Annotated in this window: 10 protein-coding genes; 7 read left to right on the top strand and 3 right to left on the bottom strand. The window is 52.5% G+C overall.

Annotated elements, in window-relative coordinates:
- The first annotated feature begins 770 nt into the window (after window positions 1–770).
- From K0H81_RS15430 to K0H81_RS15450, 5 genes are all read left to right on the top strand, one after another.
- Window positions 771–2558, top strand: a complete 1788-nt coding sequence (locus K0H81_RS15430; protein WP_220058889.1) for an amidohydrolase — start codon at window positions 771–773, stop codon at window positions 2556–2558.
- 1085 nt (window positions 2559–3643) lie between these two features.
- Window positions 3644–5179 carry a GmrSD restriction endonuclease domain-containing protein gene (locus tag K0H81_RS15435; RefSeq protein ID WP_220058890.1) on the top strand — a complete coding sequence of 512 codons (1536 nt, stop codon included), beginning with the start codon at window positions 3644–3646 and terminating at the stop codon, window positions 5177–5179.
- Window positions 5180–5254: 75 nt separating this feature from the next.
- Window positions 5255–5644: a hypothetical protein gene (locus tag K0H81_RS15440; RefSeq protein WP_220058891.1), complete on the top strand. Its 390-nt coding sequence runs from the start codon at window positions 5255–5257 to the stop codon at window positions 5642–5644.
- A 1027-nt stretch (window positions 5645–6671) separates the two neighbouring features.
- Window positions 6672–7133, top strand: coding sequence for a DNA polymerase III subunit chi (locus K0H81_RS15445; RefSeq protein WP_011864729.1), 462 nt, complete (start codon window positions 6672–6674; stop codon window positions 7131–7133).
- Window positions 7134–7157: 24 nt separating this feature from the next.
- Complete coding sequence (locus tag K0H81_RS15450; RefSeq protein WP_220058892.1) at window positions 7158–10037, top strand: valine--tRNA ligase; 2880 nt, start codon at window positions 7158–7160, stop codon at window positions 10035–10037.
- Between the two features lie 136 nt (window positions 10038–10173).
- Here the strand turns inward: K0H81_RS15450 and K0H81_RS15455 are convergent, their stop codons facing one another.
- Complete coding sequence (locus tag K0H81_RS15455) at window positions 10174–11892, bottom strand: methyl-accepting chemotaxis protein (RefSeq protein WP_220058893.1); 1719 nt, start codon at window positions 11890–11892, stop codon at window positions 10174–10176.
- Window positions 11893–12415: 523 nt separating this feature from the next.
- On the opposite strand from K0H81_RS15455, the gene K0H81_RS15460 reads away from it, so the two are divergent.
- Window positions 12416–15385, top strand: coding sequence for an ImpA family metalloprotease (locus K0H81_RS15460; RefSeq protein ID WP_220058894.1), 2970 nt, complete (start codon window positions 12416–12418; stop codon window positions 15383–15385).
- Window positions 15386–15685: 300 nt separating this feature from the next.
- A complete protein-coding gene (locus tag K0H81_RS15465) occupies window positions 15686–17224 on the top strand; it encodes an MFS transporter (protein WP_011864725.1) in 1539 nt (512 codons plus the stop codon).
- 65 nt (window positions 17225–17289) lie between these two features.
- Here K0H81_RS15465 and tnpA read toward each other — a convergent pair whose 3' ends face one another.
- Together tnpA and K0H81_RS15475 are read right to left on the bottom strand one after the other, a co-directional pair.
- Window positions 17290–17733, bottom strand: a complete 444-nt coding sequence (gene tnpA / locus K0H81_RS15470; protein WP_220058895.1) for an IS200/IS605 family transposase — start codon at window positions 17731–17733, stop codon at window positions 17290–17292.
- Between the two features lie 180 nt (window positions 17734–17913).
- The gene (locus K0H81_RS15475; protein WP_220058896.1) at window positions 17914–20025 is read right to left on the bottom strand and encodes an EAL domain-containing protein; all 2112 of its coding nucleotides are present in this window, start codon (window positions 20023–20025) and stop codon (window positions 17914–17916) included.
- Between the last annotated feature and the right edge of the window lie 253 nt (window positions 20026–20278).

The following is a 20278-nucleotide window of genomic DNA, read 5'->3' on the forward strand; positions in this document are numbered from 1 at the left end:
CTTTAACCTAACGCCTGCCCGGCGGGTGCTGTACATGGAAGTGCGAATGTCGTGATCACAGGGAAGTGAAGGAACGACGTATGTGCAAGCACTCAGTATCTAACGTCTCTTCGATTTAGCGTCGATTGTTATCGATTAGGAGGCAGCATTTGGCCACATTTGTATTTGCGGGGGATTTGAAGGTCGCACCTTCATTTGTGACTTATCGCCTGCCCGGCGGGGATTGTGAAGATAAGCCTGTGACACGGTGAGTGAAGCGCAGCTTCGTGCTCACGAACGAGAGGCATGGATGCCGAACTGGCATTTAAACACGGATGTTATTTGAATAAGTCCCTTTAGGCTCTGCGAAATCATCTGACCTCCACGGATGCAGGGAATGCCAAAATGTCGGGAACATTTTCGGCCCGGCCATCGACGTCCGCAGATGCATCGACACTCGGTATCTAACGTCGGTTCGATGTGACGGCATTAGTGTGAATATGGACATGAGACACTAACCGACTTATACCACGAAAGAGCTAGTTGCCAGTCAGTAAGTTGCAATCGGAGAAGACACAAATGCAGATCCAACCATCTTTTACGCAGAGGGGCTTGTCCTGCTCTGCCGCCTCCTAGCAAGCAGATTTAGCATGAAATAGAGATTGAGTATCCACAGTTAAATGATGATTTCCAACGTAAAAATAAAAATAACCTATTATATATAGACCGCATCGCGCCTTTATTCTTGATTCCTGGGCGCTTGGCATAACGACAAGATGGAGAATTGCACTATGAATCCTATCCGCTCGCTTATTCTGTTAATGACTTCTGTGCTGGTATACGTCGGCGGCGCAGTCGCCCAGACATCCCCCGCACCTGAAAACGGACAGGCATTCGATTCGGGTATATCGAACCGAAACTACCCACATTCGGACTGGGCGTTGATAAATGGCAAGATCTACACGGTAAACCCAGACCAGCCCTGGGCCTCGGCGATTGTGGTCGAGGACAACAAGATCACCTATGTCGGCGATGCGGCAGGCCTCAAGAATCATATCGGTATCACAACCGAGGTCGTGGACCTAGAGGGTAAAATGGTGGTCCCCGGCTTCGTCGAAGGGCACTTTCACGTGGTTGCCGGGGGGATTGTCGCCCAGGGGGTCGACCTGCAAACCGACAACAAGGATGAGGTGTTTGAAAAACTTCGCCAGTACGTGAAGGACAATCCGGATCTCAAGGTAATCGAGGGATATGGGGTGCGCCTCAGTACGTTCGCGGATGGTTTGCCAACAAAGGCTATGTTCGACAAGATAGAATCCAAACGCCCTATCTATCTTTGGACAGTTGACGGCCACAGTGCCTTTGTGAATTCCAAGGCACTCGAGATAGCTGGCGTAGACAAGAATACACCCGACACGGTTCCCGGTTATTCTTCCTTCGATAGGGATTCGAATGGTAATCCAACGGGCTTCATCATCGAAGTACCCGCGCAGTTGCAGGTACTGTCCAAGCTCAGAACATTCGATGCAGACACGGTTCTTGAAGGCGTTAATGATTGGCTGCCAAGGTTCTCGGCCGCTGGCATCACCACGGTTTTTGACTATGGCGTGCAAGGCCTAAGCAACGAGGAAGCCTTCGACTGGTTGCAAAAGCGTGAAAAAGAAGGCGCACTTCCTATTCGTTTACAAGGCTCCTTTTACTGGAACGATCCCAAGAGCGATCCGATAGCTCCGCTGCTGGAGCTAAAACAGAAGTACAATTCAGAGCTGGTTAAAGTCGACACACTCAAGATCAACCTCGACGGCGGCGACGAAAAGTGGAGTGCGCTCCTAACAGCCCCCTACGCCGACAAGCCGGACATCAAGGTCGAACCTATCATCCCCTACGACATCCTCAACAAGGTCGTACAGGAGGCCGATGCCAAGGGGCTCAATATCACCTGTCATTGCTTTGGCGATCTTGCCGTACGCAAGCTGCTCGACGCTGTCGAAGGGGCAATTAAGGCCAACCCGGCAAGGGAACGCCACCACACGGTCTCCCATGCCGTGTTAGTGCATCCAGACGACATTCCTCGCTTCGGTCCGCTTAGCGTGACCTACGACACCACAGGTTTCTGGATGAGTCTGGATCCGCTGCTTCAGAGCATTACTACTGATCGCTTTGGCGCGGAGCGTGTCCAGGCGATGTTTCCGATGAAGCAAATAAGGGAAGCAGGTGGAAACATCTCCCTAGGTTCAGACTGGCCTGCATCCGGATATCTTTCCGAATATCGCCCTCTTCTGTCCATCCGCACAGCAGTCACCCGTCAGTTGCCGGGACGCGACGATGTTCCGCCGCTTGGTGGTGAAGACGCACGGGTTCCTTTGGAGATGGCAATTTACGCGCAGACTCTGGGGGCGGCTAAGGGCAGAGGTTTAAACGACAAGATAGGCTCTCTGGAAGTTGGCAAGTTAGCCGACATGGTCGTACTGGATCAAAATCTGTTCGATATCGAGCCGCATGAAATCGACAAAACGAAGGTCCTGTTCACCATCATGAACGGCAAGGTGACCTATGACCACCTTGCCGTAACCAAGTAGGGAAGCAAGTAGCAGAAAGAGTCATTAAATAAGAATTTAGCCTGACCGGCTTGCGTTCTAACAGTTTTGTGAACGCAAGCCGGTTTTGTTTTAAATCAAATCAACACTGTTGAGCCAAAAACCTAATTGGCTTGCGTCCAAAAACGACTTCGCTTTGACTGGATGATGAATATCAAACGCCTGCCCGGCGGGGATATGTGACAACACCTCAAGGTTTAATATTCCCTATTTAGATTGGTATCACTGAGCGTCGCTATCATTGGTTTAGTGGATTTGAAGGTCGTACCTTTGCTGTAACCTAACGCCTGCCCGGCGGGGGTTGTGCAGATACGCCTGTGAGACGCTGTGCGCCATCTGACCTCCAAGGATGGAGGGAATGCCAGTATATGTAGGGAACATATTTGGCCCTGGCCGCTCTGCGAAATCATCTGACCTCCAAGGATGGAGGGAATGCCGAGAAATGTCGGGAACATTTTCGGCCCTGCTTTCGAAGGTCACCGGCGTATCTACACTCGATATCTAACGTCTCTTCGATTTGGCTTCATTGTTGTCGATTGGGAAGCAGCATTTGGCTGCATTGATATTGGCGGGAGATTTGAAGGTCAAACCTTCGCGGCAATCTATCGCCTGCCCGGCGGGGGTTGTGCAGATACACCTGTGAGACGCCGTGAATAAATCCCTTTAGGCTCTGCCGAAACATCCCTGTTTCGGAAGCTCACCGGCGTATCTACACCCGGTATCTAACGTCTCTTTGATTTAGCTTCATTGGGGGGCATTGAGACAAGTTATTATTTTTAAGAAAAAAACGAACAAAAATGTGACCGAAGATGTTGATTACTACCTGACCAATAGCTTAATGTGTAACCAATCAAGGACAGAGCTAGGCCTACTCGAATCAAAATCGACACGCCATTCAGGGAATGAAAAAGCCAACCACCACACGCCAATCACCTCCCTCAAAAAGTTAACTCTGCCTCATTTATTTACATGCTTGGTCTCCTACCATACAAGGTAGCGTACCTTGCAAGGTCTCACTAATAAATTGTTAGCTATACGTAGATTTATATACTCAAAGGACTTTAAAAGTGGCGAAAGTTAACTTAGATGCACTAATTCAGAGAGAGGATTTCACCGTTGATGGCGGGGCCGGCGCTCAAAATTTAGCGGACAAGCTCAAGGTAAGTGAATTAGTCAAAGGCGAAAGTTTCTTCTATTCCTCTTTGAGAAAGCCTGATTTTCAAAGAGAAACATCTGACTGGGATAAGGGGAAAATAAGCTCTTTTATTAAGAGTTTTATTGAAGGGGATCTAATACCATCCATTATTCTGTGGCAGGCAGGACAATATACATTTGTAATTGACGGGGCTCATCGACTTAGTGCGCTAATTGCGTGGGTTAACGGAGATTATGGCGATGGATTTATCTCTCAGTCATTTTTTAATCATGAAATAGATTCTGAGCAGAGGAGAGTTGCTGATCAAACTAGGCGTCATGTGGATCGAGAAGTGGGCTCATATTCTAGTTTTATGAATGCGATTAAAGACCCTGACAATGCTAACCCTAGCATTCTTGCTATCGCTAACAAGCTTGGATTTCTGTCTCTACAGTTACAGTGGGTAACAGGTAGTGCAGAGAAGGCTGAAAGCTCATTTTTTACAATCAATCAAAAAGCAACACCTATTAGTGATACAGAAATCTCCCTTCTAAAGGCAAGAAAAAAACCATATGCAATGGCCTCAAGGGCAATACTTCGATCAGGTGCTGGACATAAATATTGGGATTCATTTGATCCTGTGACACAAAGCGAGGTGGAGAAGTTAGCAAAAGAAATTAATGACAATTTGTTCACCCCAGAAATGAAAACACCAGTAAAAACGCTGGATCTTCCACTTGCTGGTAAAGGCTATTCTTCTAGAACCCTGCCTCTGATATTTGACTTGGTAAGGCTGTCAAATAATGTGTCTGAAAAGGAAGTGAGTGAAGATACAGATGGCAAAGAAACAATTCAGTATCTGAAAAATGTGAACAAAGTTATACGACGTTTTACAACTACTCATCCATCATCTTTGGGTCTACATCCTGCAGTCTATTTTTATAGTGAAAAAGGAAGGTACCAGCCCACAGCATTTATGGCTTGGATCGAAATTGTTAAGGACTTCGAAAGGAAAGGTTTTTTCAATAAGTTTACTGACATGCGTGAAAGACTGGAGGCGGCATTAATTGAATACAAGTATTTTACTAACCAGGTAACTCTTAAGTATGGGAGCGGCCTTAAGGGGTATCTCCAACTAAGAGATGTATACGATAAAATGATCGAATTGGTGGCGGATGAGGTTGACGTAGCAAATATAGGTGGACAGTTGAAAAATAACTTTTCCTATTTGAACGTCGAGTACAGAGGGGACCAGCCCCAATCTAAAGATTTTAATGAAAATACCAAGTCTGAAGTTTTTCTAAAGTCTGCTCTTCAGAGTGCAAATAAATGTCGCATATGCAACGGGTATATACACGTCAAGTCCATTTCAATAGATCATGTTGATAGAAAAGAAGATGGTGGAATAGGAGTTGCAGATAATGGCCAAATCACTCATCCATATTGCAATACGACTTACAAAAATTAGCTAACAAAGCACTGCTAGGGACAAACCTACGCTGTGCTTCGATTTGCCCCAGAGCGCGGCGTTAGCTGTAAAATTATGATCACATCAGAATTCGATAAATTTAGCTTTCATGATGCCGCAGTGATTAAGATTACTAGAGGCGATGGTTCAATTTCAATTGAGTTCGAAGGTGCCTTCATGAGCAAAGAGCACTCTGAATCCAGCGATACTGATTGGATCATTGATCAGGGTGTATTGCACCTGGGCAATGTGTCGAAAGAGGTGGCGTTGTTCTGGTATGACAACATCGAAGGTAAGCCTCATCCATCACCGGAGCGGCCCTTAGATGAAATCACCAATTTGGGGTTTAATGGGGTGCTTTTTGATTTTGGTGGTTTCCTTAATCGGGAACCATGGGCCCAATGGCAGGTATATGCCACAGAGTTCAAAATTGAAATCAAAGGTAAGCACGTTGCGCACAGCTAATAAAATTAGTGGGGGCAGAGTAAACATTCAACAAATACTAATTCCCATAATGATTTTACGGCTAGACCTACTTAAAAGGTCAAATCGAAGAGATGGATAACTCGGTGTAGGTACGGCTGTGACCTTCCGTGACAGGGATGTCACGGCAGAGCCTACAGGGAACGTACTTGCGGCGTGTCACAGCAGTACCTGCACGAAAGGCCTGCTGCCAAGCAATTCAAGACAATGAAGCATTGGTCTTCAGCAAGCAAAATTCATTTCCACAAAACCTTGGTCATTCACGCCCAATTCAAGTACCTAATGCTTATCAAATACCGCCAAATCGAAGAGATGAAATAACCCAGTGTAAACACATTTTTGACCTTCCGAGGCATGGCAGCTCTTTGACATCCATGTCATCGCTGCATTTGTGAATCCATTCACATCAGATGCCGCCGCGGAGCGTATAGGGACATATCCACAGCGTGCCAAAAGAGTGCATGCACATTCCCCGCCGGACAGGCGATTGATTAAACATGAGGCTATGGTTTAAAGCCCTCCCGACCAAGTACCCTAGTCAGGTAGATGTTTCAATAACTACTTACAGCCTCACTGAAACATAGGCCTCTCTAGGCAAACGCAACTTCAATACGATCGGATATCAAATACGGCCAAATCGAAGAGAGATAATCACCCAGTGTAAACACATTTTTGACCTTCCGAGGCATGGCAGCTCTTTGACATCCATGTCATCGCTGCATTTGTGAATCCATTCACATCAGATGCCGAGGCAGAGCTCACAAGGACGTGCTCGTAGCGTGTCAAAAATGTGTTTGCACATGAGCCCACCGCAGGTGATAGGTTGAAATAAAGGTTAACGCTACCAGTAACTGGTAAACACCAATCAAAGTTAACCGCTACCACGAAAATATTACCCAATTTGTTATTCGACAAATCCCCTCCCCCTCTGGTTTAACAACTCACTTTTAGTGTAAAATCCTCTCTTTCGTCAACGCCTAGCCAGACACGAGCGACATAGAGCCAAATAATGCCTAACGCCTTGTTTTACTTGATGCCACAAGCCAGTTCTGCCGCAACTAATGTTGCCAAGGCGGAGCAAGAGAGTGTCTATCTTTTCGCCTGCCGACTCGCCGAGCAGGCGTATCGTGGTCAACAGCTGGTGTATATCCACTGCAATGACCAGCAGCAGGCCTATGAAGTTGACGAAATTTTATGGCAATTTGAACCCAGCGCATTTGTGCCCCATAACCTCAAGGGCGAAGGGCCGACGGGTGGCGCGCCGGTGGAGATAGGCTTCGATAAATTGGGCCCAAATAAAAATCGTCACCTTCTGATTAATCTTGCAGACCAAGCGCCGCAATTTGCGGTAAACTTTGGCCAGATTATCGACTTCGTTGCCAACGATGCTGCCATGAAAGCGACCGCGCGCGATCGTTATCGCCAGTATCGCGAGTTAGGGATCCCCCTGACGACCCAACAACCAAATTAATTAGTTTGAGAAGCACACGCTCCTATGGAAAAGACATACAACCCACAGTCAATCGAACAGGCTCTGTACCAGAACTGGGAAGAGAAAGGATACTTTAAGCCCCACGGCGATGAGTCGAACGGCAATTACTGCATCATGATCCCGCCGCCAAACGTGACCGGTAGCCTGCACATGGGTCATGCCTTCCAAGACACCATCATGGATACCCTAATCCGTTACCAGCGCATGAAGGGCAAGAACACCCTGTGGCAGGTAGGTACCGACCACGCGGGTATCGCCACCCAGATGTTGGTGGAGCGCAAGGTAGAGGCCGAAGAGGGCAAGAGCCGTCACGACCTGGGCCGTGAGACCTTTATCGACCGTATCTGGGACTGGAAAAACCAATCTGGTGGCACCATCACCAAGCAGCTGCGCCGCCTGGGCGCCTCGGTCGATTGGGACCGTGAACGCTTCACCATGGATGAAGGCATGTCGGCCGCGGTGCAAGAGGTGTTTGTGCGCCTGTACAACGACGACCTCATCTACCGTGGTAAGCGTCTGGTTAACTGGGATCCTAAGCTACACACAGCCATCTCAGATCTCGAAGTCGAGAACAAAGAGAAACAGGGCAGCATGTGGCACTTCCGCTACCCACTGGCCGACGGCGAACTGACCGCCGACGGTAAAGACTATCTTGAAGTGGCCACCACGCGCCCAGAAACCATGCTGGGCGACAGCGCGGTTGCGGTGCACCCAGACGATGAGCGCTATCAATCGCTGATCGGCAAGTTCATCCTGCTGCCTATCGTTAATCGTCGCATCCCTATCGTCGCCGACGACTATGTGGACATGGAGTTCGGTACCGGCTGTGTGAAGATCACCCCGGCCCACGACTTCAACGACTATGAGGTAGGTAAGCGTCACAACCTGCCTATGTTCAACATTCTGACCATAGATGCGGCTATCCGCAGCCAGGCAGAAGTCATCAACTCAGATGGCACCGCCAACGACGAGCTAGACGGCAGCCTGCCAGAACGCTTCGCCGGCATGGATCGTTTCAAGGCCCGCACCGCCATCGTCGACGAATTCGAGTCACTCGGCCTGCTGGGCAAGATTGACCCACACGCCCTCAAGGTGCCTTATGGCGACCGCTCTGGCGTGGTGATCGAGCCGCTACTGACAGACCAGTGGTATGTGGCCGTGGCCCCTATGGCCAAGACCGCCATCGAAGCGGTTGAAAATGGCGACATCAAGTTTGTGCCGCAGCAATATGAAAACATGTACTTCTCATGGATGCGCGACATTCAAGACTGGTGTATCTCGCGTCAGCTGTGGTGGGGTCACCGTATCCCGGCATGGTACGACGAAGCCGGTAAGGTGTATGTGGGCCGCGACGAAGCCGAAGTACGCGCCAAGCATAACCTGGACGATTCAGTGGTGCTGCGCCAAGACCCAGACGTACTGGATACCTGGTTCAGCTCTGCGCTGTGGACCTTCTCAACCCTAGGCTGGCCAGACGATACCGAGGCGCTCAAGACCTTCCACCCAACCGATGTGTTGGTGACAGGTTTTGACATCATCTTCTTCTGGGTGGCGCGCATGATCATGATGACCATGCACTTCATCAAAGATGAAGATGGCAAGCCGCAGGTGCCGTTCAAGACAGTCTATGTGACCGGCCTTATCCGTGACGAGCAGGGCAACAAGATGTCCAAGTCTAAGGGTAACGTACTGGATCCGCTGGATATGATCGACGGTATCGATCTCGAAGCCTTGGTTGAGAAGCGCACCGGCAACATGATGCAGCCTCAGCTGGCGGCCAAGATCGAGAAGAGCACACGTAAAGAGTTTGCCGACGGCATCGAGGCCCACGGCACCGACGCCCTGCGTTTCACCCTGGCAGCCATGGCCTCTACCGGCCGTGACATCAACTGGGACATGAAGCGTCTCGACGGTTACCGCAGCTTCTGTAACAAGATCTGGAACGCGTCGCGCTATGTGTTGATGAACACAGAAGAGCAAGACTGTGGCCCGCAATCTCCAAACGGAAAAGCTGGCGGCGAGATGCAGCTGTCGCTGGCGGATCGCTGGATCATCGGCCTGTTTAACCAGACGGTTAAGGCCTTTGACGAGCACATGGAAAACTACCGTTTCGACCTGGCGGCCAATACGCTGTACGAGTTCACCTGGAACCAGTTCTGTGACTGGTACCTGGAGCTGACCAAGCCGGTACTGCAAAACGGCACAGAGGCCGAGCAGCGCGGTACCCGTCACACCCTAGTGACCGTACTGGAAGCCATGCAACGTCTGCTGCATCCTATGATGCCATACCTGACAGAGACCATCTGGCAGCGCGTTAAGCCGCTGGCAGGTGTCGAAGGTGACACCCTGATGCTGGCCGAGTTCCCTGTATATCAGGCAAGCAAGGTAGATGAAGCCGCCATGGCGGATCTCGAGTGGGTCAAGCAGGTGATTGTTGCCGTGCGTAACATCCGCGCCGAGCTGAATATCGCCCCAAGCAAGCCGTTAAATGCCCTGCTGCGCAGCGTCAGCGCGCAAGATAAGGCACGCGTCGAAGCTAACCAGACCTTCTTCGCCACCTTGGCCAAGCTGGAATCTATGACGATTCTGGCCGACGGTGAAACCGCGCCTATGTCGACCACTCAACTGGTTGGCGAGATGGAGCTGTTGATCCCTATGGCAGGCCTTATCGATGTGGCCGCCGAGATGGCCCGTATCGACAAGCAGCTTGAAAAGCTAGTGGGCGAAGCCAAGCGTATCGAAGGCAAGCTCAATAACCAGGGCTTCGTGGCCAAGGCGCCGGAAGCGGTTATCGAGAAGGAGCGCGCCAAGCTGGCCGAGTTCCAACGGGATATGGACAAGCTAGGCGAGCAGAAAGCCGAACTGGCTAAGCTCGAAGGCTAACCCGCCCCCGGTTTGAAACACTAAAAAAGGCAGTCAGTTGACTGCCTTTTTTCTTACCCGCGATTTTCTTCCGGGCCGTTTAACGCCTCGACACTTATCAACTCATCCTGACCAACTGACTAGTACTTACCTCAGGCTACACCTTATAGTGGGCGATATCCGCCTCCATAGATTCTGCCAGTCTGGCCAGATCTTCGGTGGCACCGCTGCTCTGTCTGGCGCCCTCGGCGGTCTGATCTGAGATCTCGCTGATGTTGGTGATATTGATGTTGATCTCCTCGGTGACCGAACTTTGCTCCTCCGAGGCAGTGGCTATCTGGGCGTTGAGGGCATTGATCTCTTCGATGCTGTTTAAGATCTGCTGCAGGGCATCGCGCACCATAAGCGATTTATCCACGCTGAGTTTCACCTGCTCTGTGCCGCTCTGCATCATCTGCATTGAGTCCCGCGCCCCCTGTTGCAGGCGCTGGATCATCTTCTGGATCTCCTCGGTGGAGTCCTGGGTACGTTTGGCCAGCGATCGCACCTCGTCGGCCACCACCGCAAAGCCCCTGCCCTGCTCGCCCGCCCGCGCCGCTTCGATGGCTGCGTTCAGCGCCAGCAGGTTGGTCTGCTCGGAGATCGCTTGAATGACGTCCACCACAGTGCCTATCTCATCCGAATGCTGGGCTAGTAGTGTCATCGCCTCACTGGCCCGACTCAGCTCCTGGGCCAGCGCCTCAATCACGGCGATACTCTCATCCACCACGCCCTGGGCGCCGTGAGCGGCGCCGTTGGCATCCTGGGAGGCGGTGGCGGCCGAGGCGGCACTCTGGGCCACCTCTCGCACAGTGGCAGTGAACTCATGGATGGCGGTGGCGATCAGCTGGGTCTGCTGCTGTTGATCCAGCACGTTGCGCTGAGTCTGAGTCGATACTACGGCATTCTCTTCCGCCGCGCTGGCCAGGCGCGAGGTCGAGGCGTGGGTATTGGTCACCGCCTGCTGGAAATCGCTTGCGATGCGATTCACATGCTCGGCGATATGGGCAAACTCATCGTGGCCGCCGAGACGAATACGCTTGGTGAGATCGCCGGCGGCGATATCCACCGCCGTCTCTTCCAGCTGCACCACAGACAGGCTCACCCGGCGAATGATAAATACCGAGCTGACGCTGATAGCAAGCATGGCGACGCCAGAGAAGATGGCCACCAGCCAGATGTAGAGGGAGACGGTCTCTTGTGAGGCCTGATAGCTAGTCTTAGCCTCGGCAATCTGCATATCCAGGAAGGCCTGAGCCTGGTCGGTGATATCCTTAAACAGGGGGTTAATCTTCTCTAGCAGCAACTGATTGGAGCGTTTATATTCCCCCTGACTCAAGGCCTGGATGGCGGGGTTAAAGCCCTCCTGAGTCACCTTGTCCAAAAGCGACACCAGGCGATTGACCTCGGCGCGCTCATCACCTTCGAGATCCGACGCCAAGATCTGATTGTCTATGATGTCGTGCAGCGTCTTAATCGAGGCGCGACTGGCATCGATATGGAAGCTCAGGGGGTGGTTGTGCATGTCGGCAAAGGCGTTGGCGGGATCATGTTGGAAGCCGAGCAGCAATCCGCTGCGGGCCTTCTCCAGCTCGTTGAGCACCTTACCCGCCCGGATGCTGTGCTGCATCCCCTGACCGTAGAGATCCCCTATGGCATCACCCGCATCCAACATGCCGGTGATCCCCTTATAGCCGAGGAAGATGAAGGCGAAGATGATTAAGAAGATATTGAGTTTTAATTGAAATCTTACCGACTTGATCCGCTCCATCAAGCCTGCTCCCTGGGTGGACGCTGCCGTCATCTCATGTGCCTCCTGGCGTTTGTGTTCAGACATAATCGCTTCCTTTTATTGCCAATTCATTGCATCTAGGCAAGGCGGCATCACGACTGCTAAAGCCATGGCACCTAAAATCACAGGCCTAATTTCAGGCCATCAAAAATTGCGCCCAAGACTTACGCCGGATGAATCAGGCAAAGATAGTTAACTTAATAATACTTAAACTAATAACCCTTATTGCTACAGAGTGCCAGCAGATACCTTTACCTAATTAGTGGTAGATCACATTTGCCCCATCTTTTTGGCCAACCTACTCGCTAACGCCTGACTTTCGACTTGCTTATGCCTTACTTATGCCGCAGTGGATAATTAGAAAACGATGGCGGGAAACGGGTATAGCTTTAGCTGCTCGCTTGCCACCGCGTTCGCCTCGCTTGCGCTTTTATCGCCTTGGCGTCAAAAAAACGCAGACGTCAAAATATCGACTTAATCATTGTTTTTATTGAATAATTTTTCATTTTCATTTGATTTAGGCGACGTTTGCAATCAGAATGTCGCAAATTGAAAATGAGGTGTAACAATGAAACCATGGATACTCCCCGCCTGTATAGCCCTAGGGCTGACGGCCTGCGGCGGTTCAGAGGATAGCAACACGGATGCGGGTAACGGCGGCGCAGTCACGCCCCCCTTGGCCCAGGCCCCGAGTGTCGAGCTCGGCCCGGATCAACAAACCTGGAATCATGAAACCCTCTCCCTCAAGGCGAGTGTCACCCTGTTTAATCCGGGCACGGCCAGCTACCAGTGGCAGCAGACCAGTGGGCCGAGCGTCAAACTCGGCGGCCTAAGCAGCGACACCCTCACCCTGGATGCCAGTGACCTGCTGCAGGATGAAGATATTGCCCTCTCCCTCAAAGTCACGGACGCTGCCGGCCTGAGCAGTGAGGATAGCCTCATCCTCAAGCTCAAGGACAAGATAAGCGCCGCCAGCCAGAGCGGCGATGCCAGACTCATCGAGGGCCTTGAGCCTAAGGTGATCGCCCGTGGCCTCAAGCTCATTCAAGACTATCGCGGCGCCCAGAAGAGCTTCTTAAACACCATCTATCAGGCGGACAGGGTCAGCTACGATTCGGGTCAACACTCGCAGATGATCCAGATGCCGCTAGCCAGCAAGGGCTTCCCCCTCAAGCAGAGTTTCGAGCTGGTACGGGGCAATCAGGGGCGCCTGTTTGCCGCGGCGAGTGACCTAAGCGGTCAGCGCAACGCCGCCTTCGGCACAGATATCATCTCTAGCATGCAGGGCGGCAACAACCTGGGCTTCGAGCCTAGCATGATGCGTCTACTTTCCTGGCTGACGGGTGAGGCGCAAGCAAACCTGGCGGCGACCAAGCAGGTGCGCCTGTTCCTCATCAGCGACTGGAGCAAGAGCCGGGTGACAAACTGGCTCACCAGTCACTACCCCAACTGGCAGGTGAGCCGCTGCGATGTCGCCAGCGAGTTGGCCAGTTGCCTAAGCGAGGCCGAGCTGGTGATCACAGGCTCCCTCGAGGCGTTCGATGAAGCCGAGGTGGCGGCAAGACTCGATGCGCTACAGCAGGCCAAGATCCCACTGCTCTATCTGCACATGCACGCCTGGAACAGCGTGCCGCTCACTCAAACCGTGCTGGGGGCCATGGGCTTTGCCATGCAGGGCCCTGGCAGCCCCGGCAACTACTTCAGCCCAGACAAGGCGGATTGGAACGACTATCTCGCCATGCAGGCGGCTAATCCAGCGCTGAGCCAGGAAGCCCTCTGGCTCGAACTGCTGCAGAGCGAAAATCCAAGCTTTAACCTAGCCAACTGCGCGGACACCTGCGACAGCCAATTTAGCGAAGAGTACCGCAGCGCCCTGGCGCATATTCGCAGCAGCATCAACCGCCTGGACACAGAGAAGACGGCCATCTTCGACAGCCCAGAGTATCAGCTATACAAGTACCTGATCTTGCTTGGCGATCGTTATCGCAGTGAGATTGACTACCCCATGGATGTCAGCACCACGGCGCCAATGAGCTACCTAAAGGCACTCTTTGCCGACAGCAGCGTGTACAACAGCCGCCGCATCAATCCTGTGCCTGCGGATCTGGGTAACTTCAGCCGCACCGACTTTTCCCATGTGACACCGGTGGATAAGACAGTCGCGCTGAGCAGCAAGGCGCCGTTTCGCGCCGCAGGCGTCTACGCCCTGCCGGGACAGACCTTTAGCGTGAAACGCACCGACAACAGCCAGGTAGAGACCAAGCTGTTCATCAATACCCAGCGTTCTGGCTCTACCCAGGAATATGCCAGCAAGGGCTATAACCGCCCCAAGTATCTACAATCGCCAGCCATAGCGATAAAACCGGGGGAAACTATCACCCTTACCTCCCCCTATGGCGGCCCGGTGCAGATAAGATTTAACGCCAACGACCTGCCGGTAGAATTTACCTTTAGCCATGTGGGCCTGCACCCCTTCTGGCGCAGTGACAAGGACGATCAGGCCTTCATCCAGGGACTCGCCAAGGGCGACTACGACTGGGCCGAGCTGGCAACCGAGCACTTCGAAGTCCACTCGCGGCTCAATAAGATGCAAGAGACCATGAGCCATGAGCCCAGATGGGACACGCCGCAGAAGATGAGTGAGGCCATCGGCACCTTTGTACACAACTACCCGCACCTGCTGGCAGGCTTTAAGGGGCCGGGGATCGACAGCGTCGATGAGATAACCAACTTTGCCGCCAGTAAGGGCTGGCAGCTAGATCAACTCGACATGGTCAAACATATGAACGCCGACCAACCCACCTGTGGGTCGGGCTGTTCGGGCAACCCCTACGATGCCTCTTGGTCATTCAGCCCAACCGGCCATGGTGACATCCACGAGCTGGGCCATGGCCTGGAGCGGGGACGCCTGAGATTCGACGGTCACGAGGGCCACGCCTCCACCAACCCTTACTCCTATTACACTAAGTCCCGCGCCTATCTGGAAACCGGCAAGCTGCCCGAGTGCCAGGGCCTGTCGATTCAGGATGAGTTCGATGTACTGCAGGCCAGTCAACGCCAGGCCGATCCCTTCGCCTATGTGCAGGCGGCTAAGCTCACCAGCTGGTCGAGCGGCATGGCCACCATGCTACAGACCATGATTGCCGCCCAGAAACAGGGCGCGCTGCAAAACGGCTGGCATCTGCTGGCCAGGCTGCACATATTACTGCGGGCGTTCGAGCGCGCCCAGGCCGACGAGGCCAGCTGGCTGGCCAAGCGCGACCAACTGGGCTTTGGCAGTTTCGACCTTGCATCGGCCAAGGCTCTAAGCAACAACGACTTTCTGATGATCGCCATGAGCTTCTCTACCGGGCTCGACTATCGCGACTTCTATCAGATGTGGGGACTGGCCACCTCAGATGCCGCCAAGGCCCAGGTCGCCAGCTTCGCCTACCCAGCGGTGCCAAAGAGCATCTATGTCTACACCCCAGGGGATTACTGTTATGGCCTGGATCTGCAAGGGGTTGCCGTCGATGGCGAGCAGGCCTGGCCACTCTAGCCTTGTTAAACGAAACATAACCACAGAAGCAAACTATAAAAACAACACCATAGAAGCCTAACCCTGAACTAAATCCATAGTTGTCACACCCTTTTTGGCGAGCCGGAGCGCTCGCCTTTTTTTTACCTGCTGATCACACCAGTTTGACCCACTGTGAATGATTTTGGTCTTTAAGGTCATTTTTAGGTAAAGTGTGCTGTCAAATGACGAGCTATCACCCCAATAGCGAGTGCTTGTCACAAACCAACACGAGATGTTGCAGCCAAGCAGCACAACAAAAAAGATAAATTAAGGAAGGGTATGAGCGACGCCAATGATGCTTACGCAGATAATGATCTGCGTGAAGTTAAGCAGCTGGGAATGTGGGCCTCCATTGCTAGCCTAAGTTATATTTTCTGGATCGTCGGCGGCATGGAGCTGGTCGAACGTATCGCCTACTATGGCGTGAAAGCCAGTGCCGGCCTCTACGCCAAGGCGCCCGTCTCCCAGGGCGGCCTGGGGATCAGCCTACACGACTATGGTGTCATCATCTCGGTGTGGGCCCTGATGCAGACCTTTATTCCTGTGTTTACCGGCGGCATCTCAGACCGTGTCGGTTACAAAGAAACCATCTTCGCCTCGACACTGATCAAGATCTCCGGCTACCTGGTGATGGCCTTCTTCCCTAACTTCTGGGGCTTCCTCTTCGGCGCCATACTGCTGGCAGGCGGCACAGGTATCTTCAAGCCAGGCATTCAGGGCACCTTGGTGCTCTCTACCGGCCGGCAAAACACCTCTATGGCCTGGGGGATCTTCTATCAGGTGGTCAACATAGGCGGCTTCCTCGGTCCTCTTGTGGCCGTGCATATGCGTCAGCTCTCCTGGGACAACGTCTTCTACGCCTGCGCCGCCATCATCTCGCTCAACTTCCTCTTCCTGCTCGCCTATAAGGAACCGGGAAAGGAGGAGCGCATCGAGCGCAACCGCAAGATCAAGAGCGGTGAGATCACCCAAGAGGCTCTATGGAAAGATGCCCTGCACGAGCTGAAGAAGCCTGTGGTGATCTACTACATGTTGGTGTTTGCCGGTTTCTGGTTCCTGTTTAACTCTCTGTTCGATGTCTTGCCGATTCATATCGCCGAGTGGGTCGATACCAGCGTGATCGTCACCAGCCTGTTTGGCAGTGAGGGCACCTCAAACGGCATCTTGCAGTTCTGGCTCGGCCTGGATAACTCGGGCACTAAGGTGATGCCAGAGGGGATGCTAAACCTCAACGCCGGCATGATCATGACCAGCTGCTTCCTGGTTGCCGCGCTCACCGCCAAATACCGCATCACCACCGCCATGCTGGCGGGCTGTCTGCTGAGTATCATCGCCTTCGTGCTTATCGGCGCCACCAACGCCGCCTGGATGATAGTGCTGGCGATTGCCATGTTCTCCTTCGGCGAGATGATGATCAGCCCCAAGAAGAACGAGTTTATGGGTAACATCGCCCCTAAGGGCAAGAAGGCCATGTACCTGGGCTTCGTGATGCTGCCACAAGGGATAGGCTGGGGACTCGAAGGCTACTTCGGTCCAAAGCTGTATGAGATGTACGCCTCGAAAGAGATCTTCTCTCGCGAACTGCTGCTCGATCGCGGCATGAGCGCCAGCGATATCGCCGCCATTCCTCAGGGTGAAGCCTTTACTACCCTGGTGAGCTACACAGGTGAGTCGGCGCAGTCATTGACGACCCTGCTCTACAACAGCCACAACATAGGCATGGCCTGGTATATCATCGCCGCCATAGGCACCATCTCGGCCGTGGGGATCTTCATCTACGGCAAGTGGTTGCTGACATTGCAGCGCGCCCGCGCCTAGTAAAAATCCACCTGCATAGCAGGTGGATTTGCTTTTGAGGCACCCTATAAGGGTGCCTTTGAATGTTATGAAAGCTCAAGTTGTTGCTGACGTTCTGCATCTTCTTTAGCTTTTCTATCCTGATGCTTTACGTATCTTCTAATTATCTCTTCGTTGGCACCAACTGAATCTACAAAATATCCTCTCTGCCAGAAATGGTTACCCCATAACTTCTTCTTTCGTAAGTATGGAAATTTATTAAATAACCTTATCGCCGTACGACCTTTCAAAGTCCCCATTAGCTCTGAAACACTCAAGCTTGGAGGAGTTCTTACCACAAGATGTACGTGATCTACTTGAACATTCAATTCCACAACAGAACATTTCTTCATGCTACAAAACACATAAATACTTCGATAAAGCTCCTTGCCAACATTTCCTCTCAAAATCTTATATCTATACTTCGGGGTCCACACAATGTGACACTGGCAACGATAGAAAACGTGAGAAGCGGATTCATATCTGCTCATGCTATTTACTCCTTTTATTTGCTGGTAACAAACAACTGTGAGTATCTAGCATGAGCACTCTACGGGCATAGCCCAGAAGGAACGATCACCACCTCCATAGGAGGTGGTTTCAGATTGCCAATAAAGAGAGGGAGCCTAAGGCTCCCTTTTTATTGGCTGCTCGGCGTCAGGCGCAGCCTTTTATTCAGCCTTTGAGTTAGTCTTTGAATTGGCCTTTAACTCTGTCTTTAATTCTGTCTTTAACTCAGCCTTCGACTCTCCCCTTGAATCAGCTGTCTGCTCGCTGAAACTCTCCTGCAGCAGGGCGTAGCGCTTGGCCTCGGCGGCCGGCATCGCCTTGGCATACAGCCACCCCTGTACCGTCGAGACCCCGGCTGAGGCGACGAAGGCCTCCTCGGCCTTGGTCTCTACCCCCTCGGCCACCAGATTAAAACCCAGGCTGCGACACAACATGCAGGTATGGCGATAGAGCACCTGCCCCTTGTGATGCCCGGTATTTTCCAATATCGACCTGTCCAGCTTAACCCCATCTATGGTGATCTTGCTCAGCAGGCTGATGCTGGAAAACCCCGTGCCGAAGTCATCGAGCACGAAGGAGAAACCATACTGGCGCAGGTGGGCCATGCTGGCCTCGACGGCATTGAGGTCCGCCACAAACATAGACTCGAGCACCTCGATATCGACTCTGTCCGCCATGTCGCCAAGCAGCTCGATCAGCATAGACTGCACATCCTGACTCAAGACACTGTTGGGATTGAGGTTGATGCTGACTCTGGGGTAGAAGCCCTGCTTGGCCCAGGCCTGCAGGTCGTCACGCAGGCGCCGAATGACGAAGCTGTCGATCAGGTTAGAGTAGCCGGCCTGATCGAAGGCGGGAATAAAATAGGGGCCCTCCACCTGACCACGCTCGTTTCTCAGCCTTAGCAGCGCCTCATAGCCGACTACCCGCCTGTCACTCAGGCTCAGCTTAGGCTGGTAATAGAGCAGCAACTCACCGTTAAGCACCGCCTTGATGGTCTTCTCCAGGTTTAGGTTGGCGGCAAGATCCTCGGACTGCTGACGGGCATAGTTTCGCTCGCTGATCTTCTCGATATCCTGCTGCAGCTGCACCCGCTTGATCAGGTCCCGCTCGAATCCCTTATTGCCCACCAGCAGACTATAGCGGCGCACGAAAGGCAGATAGATAAAGACCCCGGTGCACACCAACAAGAGCTGCACCAGGGGCAGTGCCAGGGTGCCGCCCGCCACATAGCCGTTGAGGAAGATGGGGGTGATCCAGGCAAAGTCGTTACCGGCGAAGCTCACCCAGCCGCTGACGATCAACAGGGTGCCTATCAGGGTGTTAAACAGGGGCACCAACACGAAGGGTAGCATCAACCTGGGATTAAAGATGATCGGCAGGCCGTAGATGAGGATCTCGTTGATATTAAACAGGGCGAAGGGCAAGGCCAGCTTGGCCACATTGACGGCGTTCTTATCTTTCGAGGCGATAAACAGCGCAATTAGCAGCGAGTGAGTGGCGCCGCTACCGCCGAGCAACACGAAGAGATCGGTAAACTGGGACAGCGTCAGATTCGGCGCGACCTGCTGCAATCCATTGTCGACCCCAAGTACCAACATATAGGCGATATCCCCATGGACGCCGAAGCACCAAAGCACATGGGTGGCTAGCACCCTGACAAACAGCTGAAACAGTGCGCTGCTGGCGGCAAGGGAATCCACCAGCGGACTTAGCACCATGCCCAACAGCTCCCCTACCCAGTAGATGCCGGTGGTCACCAGCACGAAACAGAGGATCAAGGGAATAAACAGGTTGAGGTGCAGCTTAAGGTAGCTGCTCAGGCTGGTACTTTGCAGCAAATTCAGCGCCTTAATCGCCATGAGGCGTTGCAGCAGGTAGGCTACCAGAATCGGCGTGATAATCGCCCTGGCATCGCCAAACAGAAAATCGAAGCCATTGCTGAGGTCGATAGCCTCGCTGCCGTGGATATGCAGGGCAATCTGACTGCCGATGGAGAGTGATGCCACCACCACAGCCGAGACATGGAGATACTTGGCAAAATGAAATGACAAGGAGAGCAGCGCCATCAAGGGAAAGAAGCTAAACAGTAGGCGACCAAACTGACTCAGCCAGGCATAGGCGGCACTGCCCTGCCAACTGGGCTGCCACACATCCACCAGGGCGACGATCAGTGCCAACAGCGAGTTAACGAAGATAAAGGGCAAGAGGGCAATAAAAGACTCTTTTATCGCAATGAGAAACAGGCTGGAAGAGGTATCTTTGACCGCCAAACTACGGCCCCCGAGATCTGCTGATGGACTCTATTTAAGTTAGTCCAAGATACTGAATAGACCAAGATGCTGCATAGACCAAGATGCTGCATAGACCAAGAGACTGAAAATAGACAGTCCAGCGCGAGCGACTGAGAAAACCAAGGTAAAACGAATACAAAACAGATACAAAACATGACAGCAAAAGCCGGGCATAAAAAGGGGGAACCTAAATCAGGTTCCCCAAGATTACTGCTATCTCATTGGGCATTTA

The sequence above is a fragment of the Shewanella halotolerans genome (genome assembly GCF_019457535.1).
Taxonomy (GTDB): domain Bacteria; phylum Pseudomonadota; class Gammaproteobacteria; order Enterobacterales; family Shewanellaceae; genus Shewanella; species Shewanella halotolerans.

Coding starts and splice junctions, on each gene's coding strand:
- K0H81_RS15430 (WP_220058889.1), top strand. CDS start 771: ATGAATCCTATCCGCTCGCTTATTCTGTTAATGACTTCTGTGCTGGTA.
- K0H81_RS15455 (WP_220058893.1), bottom strand. CDS start 11,892: ATGTCTGAACACAAACGCCAGGAGGCACATGAGATGACGGCAGCGTCC.
- K0H81_RS15460 (WP_220058894.1), top strand. CDS start 12,416: ATGAAACCATGGATACTCCCCGCCTGTATAGCCCTAGGGCTGACGGCC.
- K0H81_RS15445 (WP_011864729.1), top strand. CDS start 6,672: ATGCCTAACGCCTTGTTTTACTTGATGCCACAAGCCAGTTCTGCCGCA.
- K0H81_RS15450 (WP_220058892.1), top strand. CDS start 7,158: ATGGAAAAGACATACAACCCACAGTCAATCGAACAGGCTCTGTACCAG.
- K0H81_RS15465 (WP_011864725.1), top strand. CDS start 15,686: ATGAGCGACGCCAATGATGCTTACGCAGATAATGATCTGCGTGAAGTT.
- K0H81_RS15440 (WP_220058891.1), top strand. CDS start 5,255: ATGATCACATCAGAATTCGATAAATTTAGCTTTCATGATGCCGCAGTG.
- tnpA (WP_220058895.1), bottom strand. CDS start 17,733: ATGAGCAGATATGAATCCGCTTCTCACGTTTTCTATCGTTGCCAGTGT.